Annotated in this window: 16 protein-coding genes; 13 read left to right on the top strand and 3 right to left on the bottom strand. The window is 42.8% G+C overall.

Annotated elements, in window-relative coordinates; all coding sequences use genetic code 11:
• The first annotated feature begins 13 nt into the window (after positions 1-13).
• The 6 genes from L3V25_RS06925 (at position 14) to ruvX (ending at position 4,408) form a co-directional block, all read left to right on the top strand.
• Entirely contained in the window at positions 14-508 is a 495-nt protein-coding gene (locus L3V25_RS06925) for a SprT family zinc-dependent metalloprotease (RefSeq protein ID WP_237294979.1), read from the top strand.
• A 59-nt stretch (positions 509-567) separates the two neighbouring features.
• Positions 568-1,455 (top strand): GGDEF domain-containing protein, encoded by an 888-nt coding sequence (locus L3V25_RS06920; protein WP_237294696.1) that lies wholly within the window; start codon positions 568-570, stop codon positions 1,453-1,455.
• Positions 1,456-1,561: 106 nt separating this feature from the next.
• Positions 1,562-2,293, top strand: coding sequence for a 16S rRNA (uracil(1498)-N(3))-methyltransferase (rsmE, locus tag L3V25_RS06915; protein WP_237294695.1), 732 nt, complete (start codon positions 1,562-1,564; stop codon positions 2,291-2,293).
• 64 nt (positions 2,294-2,357) lie between these two features.
• Complete coding sequence (gene gshB / locus L3V25_RS06910) at positions 2,358-3,311, top strand: glutathione synthase (protein WP_237294694.1); 954 nt, start codon at positions 2,358-2,360, stop codon at positions 3,309-3,311.
• A 77-nt stretch (positions 3,312-3,388) separates the two neighbouring features.
• Positions 3,389-3,952, top strand: coding sequence for a YqgE/AlgH family protein (locus L3V25_RS06905; RefSeq protein ID WP_237294693.1), 564 nt, complete (start codon positions 3,389-3,391; stop codon positions 3,950-3,952).
• A 33-nt stretch (positions 3,953-3,985) separates the two neighbouring features.
• Positions 3,986-4,408: a Holliday junction resolvase RuvX gene (gene ruvX / locus L3V25_RS06900; protein WP_027697685.1), complete on the top strand. Its 423-nt coding sequence runs from the start codon at positions 3,986-3,988 to the stop codon at positions 4,406-4,408.
• Between the two features lie 76 nt (positions 4,409-4,484).
• Here ruvX and L3V25_RS06895 read toward each other — a convergent pair whose 3' ends face one another.
• Genes L3V25_RS06895 through L3V25_RS06885 form a run of 3 tightly spaced genes read right to left on the bottom strand, consistent with a single transcriptional unit; the run spans position 4,485 to position 7,093 of the window.
• Positions 4,485-4,898 carry a DUF3293 domain-containing protein gene (locus tag L3V25_RS06895; protein ID WP_237294692.1) on the bottom strand — a complete coding sequence of 138 codons (414 nt, stop codon included), beginning with the start codon at positions 4,896-4,898 and terminating at the stop codon, positions 4,485-4,487.
• A gap of 12 nt (positions 4,899-4,910) precedes the next feature.
• Positions 4,911-6,014, bottom strand: coding sequence for a PilT/PilU family type 4a pilus ATPase (locus L3V25_RS06890; protein WP_237294691.1), 1,104 nt, complete (start codon positions 6,012-6,014; stop codon positions 4,911-4,913).
• A gap of 29 nt (positions 6,015-6,043) precedes the next feature.
• Positions 6,044-7,093 carry a type IV pilus twitching motility protein PilT gene (locus tag L3V25_RS06885; protein ID WP_237294690.1) on the bottom strand — a complete coding sequence of 350 codons (1,050 nt, stop codon included), beginning with the start codon at positions 7,091-7,093 and terminating at the stop codon, positions 6,044-6,046.
• Between the two features lie 25 nt (positions 7,094-7,118).
• Between L3V25_RS06885 and L3V25_RS06880 the strand changes: the two genes are divergently transcribed.
• The 7 genes from L3V25_RS06880 (at position 7,119) to hemW (ending at position 11,904) form a co-directional block, all read left to right on the top strand.
• Positions 7,119-7,835 carry a YggS family pyridoxal phosphate-dependent enzyme gene (locus tag L3V25_RS06880; protein WP_237294689.1) on the top strand — a complete coding sequence of 239 codons (717 nt, stop codon included), beginning with the start codon at positions 7,119-7,121 and terminating at the stop codon, positions 7,833-7,835.
• An 86-nt stretch (positions 7,836-7,921) separates the two neighbouring features.
• Entirely contained in the window at positions 7,922-8,740 is an 819-nt protein-coding gene (proC, locus tag L3V25_RS06875) for a pyrroline-5-carboxylate reductase (RefSeq protein WP_237294688.1), read from the top strand.
• Positions 8,741-8,775: 35 nt separating this feature from the next.
• Positions 8,776-9,330 (top strand): YggT family protein, encoded by a 555-nt coding sequence (locus tag L3V25_RS06870; RefSeq protein WP_237294687.1) that lies wholly within the window; start codon positions 8,776-8,778, stop codon positions 9,328-9,330.
• A 3-nt stretch (positions 9,331-9,333) separates the two neighbouring features.
• Positions 9,334-9,624: a DUF167 family protein YggU gene (gene yggU / locus L3V25_RS06865; RefSeq protein WP_237294686.1), complete on the top strand. Its 291-nt coding sequence runs from the start codon at positions 9,334-9,336 to the stop codon at positions 9,622-9,624.
• A gap of 25 nt (positions 9,625-9,649) precedes the next feature.
• On the top strand, positions 9,650-10,099 hold the full coding sequence (locus L3V25_RS06860) for a DUF4426 domain-containing protein (protein WP_237294685.1): 450 nt from the start codon (positions 9,650-9,652) through the stop codon (positions 10,097-10,099).
• A gap of 17 nt (positions 10,100-10,116) precedes the next feature.
• On the top strand, positions 10,117-10,725 hold the full coding sequence (locus L3V25_RS06855; RefSeq protein ID WP_237294684.1) for an XTP/dITP diphosphatase: 609 nt from the start codon (positions 10,117-10,119) through the stop codon (positions 10,723-10,725).
• A 3-nt stretch (positions 10,726-10,728) separates the two neighbouring features.
• The gene (hemW, locus tag L3V25_RS06850; protein WP_237294683.1) at positions 10,729-11,904 is read left to right on the top strand and encodes a radical SAM family heme chaperone HemW; all 1,176 of its coding nucleotides are present in this window, start codon (positions 10,729-10,731) and stop codon (positions 11,902-11,904) included.
• Positions 11,905-11,996: the final 92 nt, after the last annotated feature.

The raw sequence follows: 11,996 nt of genomic DNA, 5'->3' as shown, positions 1-11,996 counted from the left end.
TCCTCAAGATTTAATTCATCAGCTGGAAAACAGCCTTCAGGCTCACCTGAAAAAAGCAGAGTTGGCCTTTGAATGCACCTTTCCCACACCGGAGTTGTTCTTCAAAGTTAGAGGGAAAGTGGCAGGAAAAGCGTATCTGCAACAATGGCAAATTCGCTTAAACCCAACCTTGCTTATCGAAAATCAGCAGGCATTCGTAGAACAAGTGATTCCCCATGAATTGGCTCATCTCATCACCTACCATCAATTTGGTCGAGTCAAACCTCATGGCAAAGAGTGGCGCTATGTGATGGCCAATATTTTCCAGTGCCCTCCTGAAACTTATCATGCTTTCGATATTAGTTCGGTACAGGGTGAAACCTTTGCTTATCAATGCCAGTGCCAAACCCATCAATTATCGATTCGGCGGCATAATAAAGTGAAACGGCAACAAACTCGGTATCATTGTTCTTTATGTGGCACTCAATTAGAACCATTAAACAAAGAAAAAGTGATCAATGGCCTATAAAATAGCTTGTATTGCTTTATGATTAGACCGTAAATAACCTCAACTCCTTTGAAGTAACGATGAATAACGCTATGAATGAATATCAACATATACTCGAGATTCACCCTAATCCATGCGTGATTCATATTGACTTCAAACCGCTTTATGCCAACGATGCCTTTGCTCGCTTTAGTGGATTAAAAAGCGTAGATCAAATTCTAGAAATGGAATCATTAATGGTGCTGATTAACCCGGAAGAAAGGGAAGATGCCCAGGTTCGTTACCAAAAAGCCTTTGCAGAGCAGCAAACCGAACCTAAAGTCATTGCTCATACTGATTTATTAGGCAACCCAGTGATGGTTGAAATTACGGATAAACTAATAAATTGGCACGGACAACAAGCGGTTTGTACCTTCATCAGTATTGTTACCGACACCATCAATAAAGAACGTCACCTGAAAAAACTCGCCGAGCAAGATCCCTTAACTCTGTTACATAATCGACGTTACATCATCAATAAACTGACAAAACTTCATCATCAAGATCTCGCCAAAGAGTTCTTTTTAGCCATTGTCGATATTGATTACTTTAAAAATATCAACGATCAATATGGTCACTTTGCTGGCGATAAAACACTGCAGCAACTCGCCGAATTACTCCGCGGATTTATTGGCGTAAATGACTATTTAGCCAGATTAGGTGGAGAAGAGTTCATCCTACTTATTCGCTCAGATTCAGCTCAACATGTTATCGCGCGTTTAGAGTCTCTACGTACCTCTATAGAGAATCACCACTTTATAATTCAGCAAGACAATAGCGATGATAAGTTGAGAGTTCGCTGTACCTTATCGGTTGGGTTAGCCCAAATTCAACAAGGTGAAAAAATAGATTCAAGCTATATTCGCGCCGACAAAGCACTATATACCGCCAAGCATCAAGGTCGTAATCAAGTTATCATCAGCGATTAATGCTATATATCGTAAAACATAGTGTGTGAAGTTAACCTTGCCCCTTGTTTTTTACGGTCAAAACATCCATGTTAAGAAAAGCAATTAAGCTTACACAGGTCATGACATGAGAATCCCGAGAATTTACCATCCCCAAGCTATCGAACAGCTAGGGGAAATCCACTTATCTGAAGATGCAGCCGGTCATGTTGGCCGAGTACTGCGTATGACTCAAGGCCAAGACGTTTTACTTTTTGATGGTTCTGGCGCAGAGTTTCCTGCCGTGATTCTTACTGTCTCAAAGAAAAATGTGACGGTAGAAATCAAAGAACGTATCGAGCGTAGTATTGAATCCCCGTTAGATCTACATCTTGGTCAGGTCATTTCTCGTGGTGACAAGATGGAGTTCACCATTCAAAAAGCGGTCGAACTAGGGGTGAATACCATTACGCCTTTAATTTCAGAGCGTTGTGGGGTCAAACTCAATGCAGAACGTTTCGAGAAAAAACTACAACAATGGCAAAAAATCGCGATTGCTGCCTGTGAACAATGTGGTCGTAATATCGTGCCGACCGTTCGCCCTTTGATGCAGCTAGAACAATGGTGCGCAGAAGATTATGATGGACTAAAGCTCAACCTTCATCCTAGAGCAAAGTACTCAATCAATACTCTACCAGCACCGGTCAGTAAAGTTCGTCTACTGATTGGCCCAGAAGGTGGCCTGTCTGATGAAGAAATTCAAATGACCGAACAATATCAGTTTGAAGAAACACTCTTAGGCCCACGCGTGCTACGTACAGAAACCGCAGGCTTATCAGCAATTACCGCCCTACAAGTTCGCTTTGGCGATCTCGGTTAATACAAACATCTCAATATCGCGATAAAAAAGCGGTATCAATGAATTCGCCAACTATGGAGTATCAATGATGAAAATTGGCATCGTAATGGACCCGATTTCAACCATTAACATCAAAAAAGATTCAAGCTTTGCAATGCTACTAGAAGCCCAACGTCGTGGTTGGGAAATCCATTACATGGAAATGTCTGATCTTCATCTAGAACAAGGCAAGCCGCTGGCTGATACCAAGATCGTAAGCCTATTTGAAGATGCCAATAAATGGTATGAATTCACGTCAGAACAATCGATTGAGTTATCAGAACTGGATGCGGTTTTAATGCGTAAAGATCCTCCGTTTGATACGGAATACATCTACGCCACCTACATTCTTGAGCGCGCCGAAGAACAAGGCACGTTAATTGTAAACAAGCCGCAAAGCCTACGTGATTGCAATGAGAAACTATTTACCGCTTGGTTCCCAGAATTAACGCCAACTACTCTAGTGACACGTAAAGCGGAAAAAATTAAAGCCTTCCGCGAGCAGCATGGTGATGTGATTCTAAAACCACTCGATGGCATGGGCGGCGCATCAATATTCCGTGTGAAACAAGATGATCCGAACGTGTCGGTGATTATCGAAACCTTAACCAATCACGAGCAAAACTATGCGATGGCACAGACCTTTGTACCAGATATCAGTAATGGCGATAAGCGCATTTTAGTGGTTGATGGCGAGCCAATGCCATACTGCCTAGCACGCATTCCTGCCAAAGGGGAAACTCGTGGCAACTTAGCAGCTGGTGGCCGTGGCGAAGCTCGTCCGTTAAGCGAAACTGACCTGAAAATCGCCCAAGCGGTTGCTCCAACGCTAAAAGAAAAAGGCTTAATTTTCGTTGGTCTTGATGTGATCGGTGATAAGTTAACTGAAATCAACGTCACTAGCCCAACCTGCATTAAAGAGATTGAAGCGGCATTTGATATCTCTATCACAGGTAAGTTAATGGATGCTATTGAGCGTCGTGTGGCTGCGGCTAAATAGTCTTATCTAGCTAGCTCACATTAAAATAGTATGGCAGCAAATAGGTTGCCATACGTAAATTGCTTATGGAGAGCAGAATGAACTTAACCGATCACTTTTTAATTGCTATGCCCAGCATGCAAGACTCTCATTTTACTCGCAGCGTGATTTATATCTGTGAGCACAATGAGGATGGTGCGATGGGGTTAGTCATTAATGATTCTGTCGGCATTGATATTAAAAACATGCTCGAACAAATTGATGTTCAGCCTGTTCACCCACGTATTTGCCAACAAAGTTTATCTGCTCCTTTATTAAATGGCGGCCCTGTGGCGACCGACCGAGGCTTTGTTCTACACAGTAGAAAAGATACCTACCAATCAAGTATTGAAATTACTGACGAGTTGGCAGTCACAACCTCAAAAGATATTCTGACGGTACTTGGCACCGAAGCCGAGCCAAAGAAATTCATTGTCACCCTAGGTTATTCAGGCTGGGATTCAGGTCAGTTAGAGCAAGAACTACTCGATAACTCTTGGTTAACTGCCCCTGCTAATTTAGAAATTCTATTCGATACTCCAGTACATGCTCGCTGGAAAAAAGCAGTACAATTACTCGGGATCAGCGTTTCACAATTATCTGGCGATGCCGGTCACGCTTAAATCTCGCGATAATCACACTTATAGAGAAACATCATGTCTAACCAAACCATCATGGCATTCGATTACGGCACTAAAAGCATTGGCAGTGCCATAGGCCAAACCATTACTGGCACCGCCTCACCACTTAAAGCGTTTAAAGCTCAAGATGGCATACCAAAATGGGAAGACATCGAAAAACAAATCAAAGAGTGGCAGCCAGATCTCGTCGTGGTCGGTTTACCGACCGATATGCAAGGTAAAGATCTTACCGATATCACGACCCGAGCACGCAAGTTTGCCAACCGTCTGCATGGTCGTTTTGGCGTTAAAGTGGAATTGCATGATGAGCGTCTTTCGACTCAAGAAGCACGTGCGGAATTATTTTCGATGGGCGGCTATAAAGCCCTCAGCAAAGGTAATGTCGATTGCCAATCTGCTGTTGTGATTTTAGAAAGTTGGTTTGAAAGTCAGTACTAGTCTATAAAAGTTAAGAATGAAAACGTAACAATAAAACATAAGAGTTGATGCGAACCATCAACTCTTTTTAGTTTAGCTATTCAAACAAGTGCAGTGATGGAATCCCATGACTATCACCAAAAACAAACGCATTCTGCTGATATTTTATTGCCAGCTTCTTCGCTATAGCGAGTTCAATATTGGCAATCCAAAATCCTTTTTCAATTGACCACTCAGAAGAATCCGGCACACCATCACCACGATAAAACTCATAACCTAGAGCCTGTAACTCGTTTGATAACGCGATATTAGCTTGTTGATTGAGCGGCTCAGACGTTGAATTTGAGTAAGGATTATAGGCGGTAATAATCGCCCATTGTTGAATTTTATTCTGCTGGCAGCATGCGGCAAATGGCGAATTAGGCTGCTCAATGAATAACTCAAAAACCTGCCCATCGATGTCAACTCGATAACAAGTTTTCTGATAAGTCTCAATTAAGGTGTTATCCATTTATCCGCTCTCCTACAGGTTTATCTTAATGCCTTTCAATGAGCTAGATTCAAAGGTCGCATCACCGGAAGATTTAAGCATTAAACGTAAATCGTTAGGGGAATCCGCACTGTGCATCGCATCATCTAGGCTGATCTTATCGGCTTGTAATAACTCAAATAATGCCTGATCGAAAGTCTGCATACCGGCTTCTTTAGAGCGAATCATGGTCGATTTAAGCTCTTGTAAATCACCACGACGAATCAAATCCGATACACGTGGTGTATTAAGCAATACCTCAAACACCCCATGTCGACCATTGCCCTCTTTATCTCGAACTAACTGCTGGGCGATAACGCCTTTTAAGTTCAAAGATAAATCAAACAAGAATTGTTCTTTTTGTTCTTTCGGCACCAGATGCAAAATACGCTCTAAGGCTTGGTTGGCGTTATTGGCGTGCAAAGTTGCCATACACAAATGCCCGGTTTCGGCAAACGTCATGGCATATTCCATGGTTTCACGGCTACGGATCTCACCGATTAAAATCATGTCTGGCGCTTGGCGTAAAGAGTTCTTCAGTGCCACTTCATAGCTTTCGGTATCTAGGCCAACTTCACGTTGAGTCACGATGCATTTTTTATGCTCATGAACAAACTCAATCGGATCTTCTACCGTCAGTATGTGGCCGGTTTTGTTTAAGTTGCGATAACCAGTCATGGCCGCCATTGAAGTCGACTTACCTGAACCCGTCGCCCCCACCACCAGCACTAAACCACGCTTAGCGGTCGATAGCTCTTTTAATACTTCAGGTAGGTTCAACTCTTCCATACTTGGAATACGCGTTTCAATTCGGCGGACTACCGCACCAGGTAATTCTCGCTGGAAAAAAGCACTGACACGAAAACGCCCTTCACCGTGCACTACAGCAAAGTTTGCTTCATGAGTTGACTGGTATTCTTCGCGTCTTTCGTTATCCATCATTTCAAACAGTAAGGCTTCTACCCCACCTTTATCTAATGGATCACCATGTGCTTTAAGCTCGCCATCAATACGAAACAAACATGGCGCGCCAACCGTCAAATAAATATCTGACGCTTTAGATGACACCATAATTTCTAGGACTTGTGAAAGTTGCATGTGGTTTCCTTCAAACTAATACGGTGACATTAATATGGTGATGTTGACGCTAGAGTTTCGATTTTGCTTTCAACTTCTTCTTGAGTCACTAAGCCTTCCATTAATAACTGACGAGCGGCTTGTTCCATGGTTTGCATGCCCATAGCCGAGCCGGTTTGGATCATCGATAGCATTTGAGCAACTTTATCTTCACGCACTAGGTTACGAATCGCTGGAGTTACAATCATCACTTCATGACAAGCAATACGTCCACCTGCATCGCCTTCACGCTTTAATAGCTTCTGCGCAATAACCGCACGTAATGATTCTGACAGCATAGAGCGCACCATGTTTTTTTCCGTTCCAGGGAAAACATCAATAATACGGTCAATGGTTTTTGCGGCAGAACTAGTATGTAGAGTACCAAATACTAAGTGACCCGTTTCCGCTGCGGTTAAGGCTAAGCTAATGGTTTCTTTATCACGTAGTTCACCCACCAAAATCACATCGGGATCTTCACGTAATGCCGAACGTAGCGATGCTTCAAAACTATGAGTATCACGGTGCACTTCACGTTGGTTGACCAAGCATTTTTTATTGCTGTGAGTAAATTCGATAGGATCTTCAATGGTTAGAATGTGCTTTTTATGATTACGGTTAATGTAATCGACCATTGCCGCTAAGGTCGTCGATTTACCTGAACCGGTTGGGCCGGTTACTAGCACTAAGCCTTTTTCATAGTTAGCAATTTTTTCGAAAATCTCAGGAGCTGAGATATCTTCAAATGAAGGGATATGAACAGGGATAGTACGAAATACTGCCGCGCAACCACGAGATTGATTGAAAGCATTGACACGAAAACGGCCAATATTAGGTAATTCAAATGAAAAATCGATTTCTAGTTTTTCTTCAAATTCGCTACGCTGAGCATCGTTCATAATATCGAAAACTAATGCATGAACATCTGAATGCGTGAAAGCTGGCATTTCTAACTGTCTGATGTCGCCATCAATACGTAAGATTGGAGGAACGCCTGCAGAAAGATGTAGATCTGATGCATTATGCTTTACACTAAATTCCAATAACTCAGCAATATCCATTTATATTCCTTATCGAAGAAAAACTATGATGTGTTCTGATAAAAATAGTATTCAACAAAACATTGAACAAATTAACCAGCAGATTCGTACCGCTGAGCAACAATATGGCCGCCATTCTAACTCAGTACAGCTGCTAGCAGTAAGTAAAACTAAACCGATTGAGGCATTAGAGTTAGCCATCGAAGCGGGACAAACATGCTTTGGTGAAAATTACGTCCAAGAAGGCGTTGAAAAAATACAATATTTCTCTCAACACTATACCCAGAGCGCACTTGAATGGCACTTCATTGGACCGATTCAATCTAATAAAACTCGACTGATCGCAGAAAATTTTGATTGGGTACATTCGGTTGACCGTGAAAAAATTGCCCAACGACTCAATGATCAACGTCCTGACGGCAAACCACTGCAAATTCTGATTCAAGTAAACACCAGTGGCGAAAGCTCGAAATCAGGAACAGATCGTGAACAAGTTTTTGCCTTAGCTCAGTTGATAAATGACTTACCTAACCTCACATTAAGAGGGTTGATGTCAATTCCGGAAAATGTCTCTGATCACGCTTCACAATTGGCAGCATTTCAGCAACTAAAAGAATTAAAGCAAGCGTTACAATCACACTACCCACAAATCGATACCCTTTCGATGGGCATGAGTGGTGATATGCAAGCAGCAATTGAAGCGGGCAGCACTATGGTTCGTATTGGTACCGCTATTTTTGGAGCAAGGGATTATTCCAATTAAGCGCTAACTTTTACTGTAAATGACAAGCGTCATAAGCGAACCAACGATATACTCGCATAAAGATAAAATACTAGGACGATACAGATATGGAACAACGTAAAATCAGTTTTATCGGCTCTGGCAATATGGCGCGTTCCATTTTTGCAGGCATGCTTTCAAGTGGCTATAAAGCAGGGAATATTACCGCAACAGGCCGTGATGAAGATAAACTCAAACATCTTGCTGATTGCTACGGGATCCACACAACAACCGATAATGTTGCAGCCGTTGAACAAGCTGAAGTGGTGATTTTATCGGTTAAGCCACAAATGATGGCGGATGTATGCGCTGATTTTCAATCCATAGATCTAAGCAACAAACTAATCATCTCGATTGCCGCAGGTATTTCTGCAAAACGCCTTAACGAAATGCTTGGTCAAACCGTGCAACTAGTACGCGTGATGCCCAATACACCATCACTCGTAGGCAAAGGCATGAGCGGTTTGTTTGCCACCGATAATGTCTCTGAAGATGATAAAGACTTTGCCGGTGATCTCATGTCAGCGGTTGGTGAGATCTGTTGGGTAGATGAAGAATCTGGCATCAATAATATTATTGCTGCGGCTGGCAGTGCACCTGCTTACTTCTTCCTATTTATGGAAGCGATGCAACAAGAAGCCATGGCGCAAGGTTTCAATAAAGATACCGCTCGCATACTGATTCAACAAGCAGCCCTAGGCGCGGCGGAAATGGTCGTAGCAAACCCTGAGCTCGACTTATCAACTCTTCGTGAACAAGTAACATCAAAAGGCGGCACCACCGCTGAAGCGCTAAAAACGTTTAACCAACATAACCTTTCTGACATCGTATCTAAAGCGATGCAAGCCGCGGTTAACCGTGCTGAAGAAATGGAAAAACTAATTTAATTTCGATTTAAATATTAATAACAAGGTTTGCAGTAATGAACTCAATGACTTTTCTAGTTTCTACCGTATTCGACCTCTACATTATGGTCGTCATCTTGCGTGTTTGGTTACAAATGGCTCGCGCAGACTTCTATAACCCATTTTCTCAATTTGTGGTTAAAGCCACCCAACCTATTGTTGGCCCTTTGCGCCGCGTGATTCCATCAGTAGGTAACATAGATTTAGCCACCATTATCTTTGCTTATGTACTTAGCGTACTGAAATTTGTCTGCTTAATTTTAATCTCAAATGGCAGCCTAGTGCTGAGCCCAAGCTTTTTAATGTTTGGCGCGCTTTCACTGGTTAAAGCAGCTGGTGGATTACTATTCTGGGTATTACTGATCCGCGCTATTCTAAGCTGGGTAAGCCAAGGCAACAGCCCAGTTGAATATGTGATGGTGCAATTAACCGAACCTATGCTGGCGCCAATTCGTCGAATTCTTCCTCCAATGGGCGGTTTCGATCTTAGCCTACTGGTTCTATTCTTAATTCTACAATTTGCCAACTACTTGATGGGCGATGTAGTTGGTCCGATTTGGTATCAGCTTTAATCGATGGCCATCCCAGTACAACTCGCAGGAGAAGACTTACTACTGCGAGTTTACATTCAACCCAAAGCAAGCCGAGATAACATCGTCGGCTTGCATGGGGATGAAATAAAAATCGCCATTACCGCTCCGCCAGTCGATGGCAAAGCTAACGCCTATTTAACTAAATACCTAGCCAAACTTTGTAAGGTATCAAAAGGCTCAGTGAGTATCGAAAAAGGCGAATTAGGCAGACATAAAACCATTCGAATCACTACCCCAAGCGTTATTCCCGAGTCGATACAAAATCTACTTTGATAATCTACATTGATAAGGAAGTCTCATGAAAAAATGGATCGCTATCGCCCTACCTGCTTTGGTTTCTTTGATTACCTTGGTCTCTATACCGAGCTTTGCTGGGCAATTCAAAACCATTAAAAATAGCGAAGTGCACTACTCTGCTTTCAATTCCGCCATGCTTACCCCAGAAGTGGCCACTCTATATAAATTAAAGCGTAATGGCTATTCGGCAATTTTAAATATCAGTGTGTTAGACACTAGTAAGCTCGGCAAACCTGCGGTGGATGCAAAAGTCACAGGTAGTAGTAAGAACCTAATAGGCCAAACGAAACAACTTAACTTCAAACAAGTGAAAGAAGGCGAAGCGATTTATTACTTAGCAGAATTTCCTATCACCAATGAAGAACAACTCACCTTCAATATTAATGTTGATGCTGGTAACACGGGCAGCGGCCCAATCAGCTTCACGCAAAAGTTTTATGTTGAAGAATAAATAACACAGGATCCCCAATGAAAAAGCTCGTTCTCGCCACTGGCAACCAAGGCAAAGTCAAAGAAATGGCTGACCTACTTTCTGAATTTGGTTTTGAGGTTGAAGCGCAAAGCCAATATAAGGTTTCAGAAGTGGCAGAAACCGGCACCACCTTTATCGAAAATGCCATTATCAAAGCTCGCCATGCCGCAAAAGAAACGGGCTTACCGGCAATTGCGGATGATTCCGGTTTAGAAGTTGATGCACTGCAAGGCGCTCCGGGAATCTACTCTGCCCGCTATTCAGGTGAAGGGGCGACCGATCAACGCAACCTAGATAAACTGCTAGAAGAAATGAAGGGCGTACCTAGTGAACAACGCAGCGCACGCTTTCACTGTGTTCTCGTATTAATGCGCCACGAAAACGATCCAACCCCATTAGTCTGTCACGGCCAATGGGAAGGTAAGATCTTAGAAAAAGCTCAAGGCGAAAATGGTTTTGGTTATGATCCGGTATTCTGGGTTCCTGAAGATCAATGCTCATCTGCCGAGCTAGAACCAGTACGTAAAAAGCAACTATCACATCGCGGTAAAGCTCTGAAAAAACTGTTTGCTGAACTGTCTGATTCTCCTCAGTTTTTAAGTTAAGACATGAATTCAATTACTCCGCCACCATTAAGTTTATATGTGCACATTCCATGGTGTGTTCAAAAGTGCCCGTATTGTGATTTCAACTCGCATGCCCAAAAAGGTGAGATCCCAGAAACCCAATATATCGATGCCTTGTTAGAAGATCTCAAAACCGATATCGAAAAATATCAGCTAGCTGGTGCTCCTAGATTACTGCATTCAATATTTATTGGTGGCGGTACGCCAAGCTTAATTTCGCCGTCAGAAATTGGTCGCTTATTGCAAGGCATCGAAGCGCTGCTGCCATTTGAAGACAATATTGAGATCACCATGGAAGCCAACCCGGGAACCATTGAAGCTGAGCGTTTTGCTCAATTTCAAACTCAAGGGGTCAATCGTATTTCTATCGGAGTACAAAGCTTTGAAGAAGAAAAGCTACAAGCCCTAGGTCGAATTCATGGACAACAAGAAGCGATTAATGCAGCTCATCTGGCGCATAAGATTGGGTTAAACAGTTTCAACCTAGACTTGATGCACGGGCTACCTAATCAAACCCAGCAACAAGCTCTGGCCGATTTAGATAAAGCGGTTGAACTGAATCCTTATCACTTATCTTGGTATCAATTAACCATTGAGCCCAATACCTTGTTCTACTCCAAACCGCCGATTCTGCCGGATGATGACGATTTGTGGGATATTTTCGAACAAGGCCACCAGCGATTAACTGATGCTGGTTACGTGCAATATGAAATTTCTGGCTACAGCAAACCCGGTTATCAATGTCGCCATAACCTTAACTATTGGCATTTTGGTGACTACCTAGGCATAGGCTGCGGCTCGCATGGCAAGTTAAGCTTTGAGGATGGACGAATCGTTCGCACTACTAAGGTCAAGCACCCTAGAGGCTATTTAGCGGCTTATCAAAACCTAGTCAAAAGCTACCTAGATAGCGAAACCTTAGTCGAAACCGAAGATCGCCCGTTTGAATACTTTATGAATCGCTTCCGCTTAATCGAAGCTTGCCCGAAAGCTGAATTTGTCGAGCGTACCGGATTGGCGCTTTCTGTGATTGAAGCGCAGATCCAAACCGCGATAGAGCAAGGCTATTTAACCGAAACGGAAAGTCATTGGCACATTACCCAGAAAGGGAAATTGTTTTTTAATGATTTGGTGGAGTTGTTTGTAGAAGAAGAATAAAAAACGAATCTCGTTTCTCGAGCGCTTTGCTTCTCGTCGCTTGAAGGTCCTATCGAGCGACGAGTAACGAGATTCCTATTGACGTAAGTCTC

It is taken from the genome of Vibrio sp. CK2-1, from assembly GCF_021726515.1.
Lineage (GTDB): Bacteria > Pseudomonadota > Gammaproteobacteria > Enterobacterales > Vibrionaceae > Vibrio.
Note: the sequence above shows the minus strand (reverse complement) of the source record. Positions and strands in the feature narration are given on the sequence as shown.

Excerpts from the sequence above, each read along its gene's own strand:
- hemW (WP_237294683.1), top strand. The coding sequence starts at position 10,729 with ATGAATTCAATTACTCCGCCACCATTAAGTTTATATGTGCACATTCCA.
- L3V25_RS06890 (WP_237294691.1), bottom strand. The coding sequence starts at position 6,014 with ATGCAACTTTCACAAGTCCTAGAAATTATGGTGTCATCTAAAGCGTCA.
- L3V25_RS06920 (WP_237294696.1), top strand. The coding sequence starts at position 568 with ATGAATAACGCTATGAATGAATATCAACATATACTCGAGATTCACCCT.
- proC (WP_237294688.1), top strand. The coding sequence starts at position 7,922 with ATGGAACAACGTAAAATCAGTTTTATCGGCTCTGGCAATATGGCGCGT.
- L3V25_RS06885 (WP_237294690.1), bottom strand. The coding sequence starts at position 7,093 with ATGGATATTGCTGAGTTATTGGAATTTAGTGTAAAGCATAATGCATCA.
- ruvX (WP_027697685.1), top strand. The coding sequence starts at position 3,986 with ATGTCTAACCAAACCATCATGGCATTCGATTACGGCACTAAAAGCATT.
- L3V25_RS06855 (WP_237294684.1), top strand. The coding sequence starts at position 10,117 with ATGAAAAAGCTCGTTCTCGCCACTGGCAACCAAGGCAAAGTCAAAGAA.
- gshB (WP_237294694.1), top strand. The coding sequence starts at position 2,358 with ATGATGAAAATTGGCATCGTAATGGACCCGATTTCAACCATTAACATC.
- L3V25_RS06905 (WP_237294693.1), top strand. The coding sequence starts at position 3,389 with ATGAACTTAACCGATCACTTTTTAATTGCTATGCCCAGCATGCAAGAC.
- L3V25_RS06895 (WP_237294692.1), bottom strand. The coding sequence starts at position 4,898 with ATGGATAACACCTTAATTGAGACTTATCAGAAAACTTGTTATCGAGTT.
- yggU (WP_237294686.1), top strand. The coding sequence starts at position 9,334 with ATGGCCATCCCAGTACAACTCGCAGGAGAAGACTTACTACTGCGAGTT.
- rsmE (WP_237294695.1), top strand. The coding sequence starts at position 1,562 with ATGAGAATCCCGAGAATTTACCATCCCCAAGCTATCGAACAGCTAGGG.
- L3V25_RS06860 (WP_237294685.1), top strand. The coding sequence starts at position 9,650 with ATGAAAAAATGGATCGCTATCGCCCTACCTGCTTTGGTTTCTTTGATT.
- L3V25_RS06870 (WP_237294687.1), top strand. The coding sequence starts at position 8,776 with ATGAACTCAATGACTTTTCTAGTTTCTACCGTATTCGACCTCTACATT.
- L3V25_RS06880 (WP_237294689.1), top strand. The coding sequence starts at position 7,119 with ATGATGTGTTCTGATAAAAATAGTATTCAACAAAACATTGAACAAATT.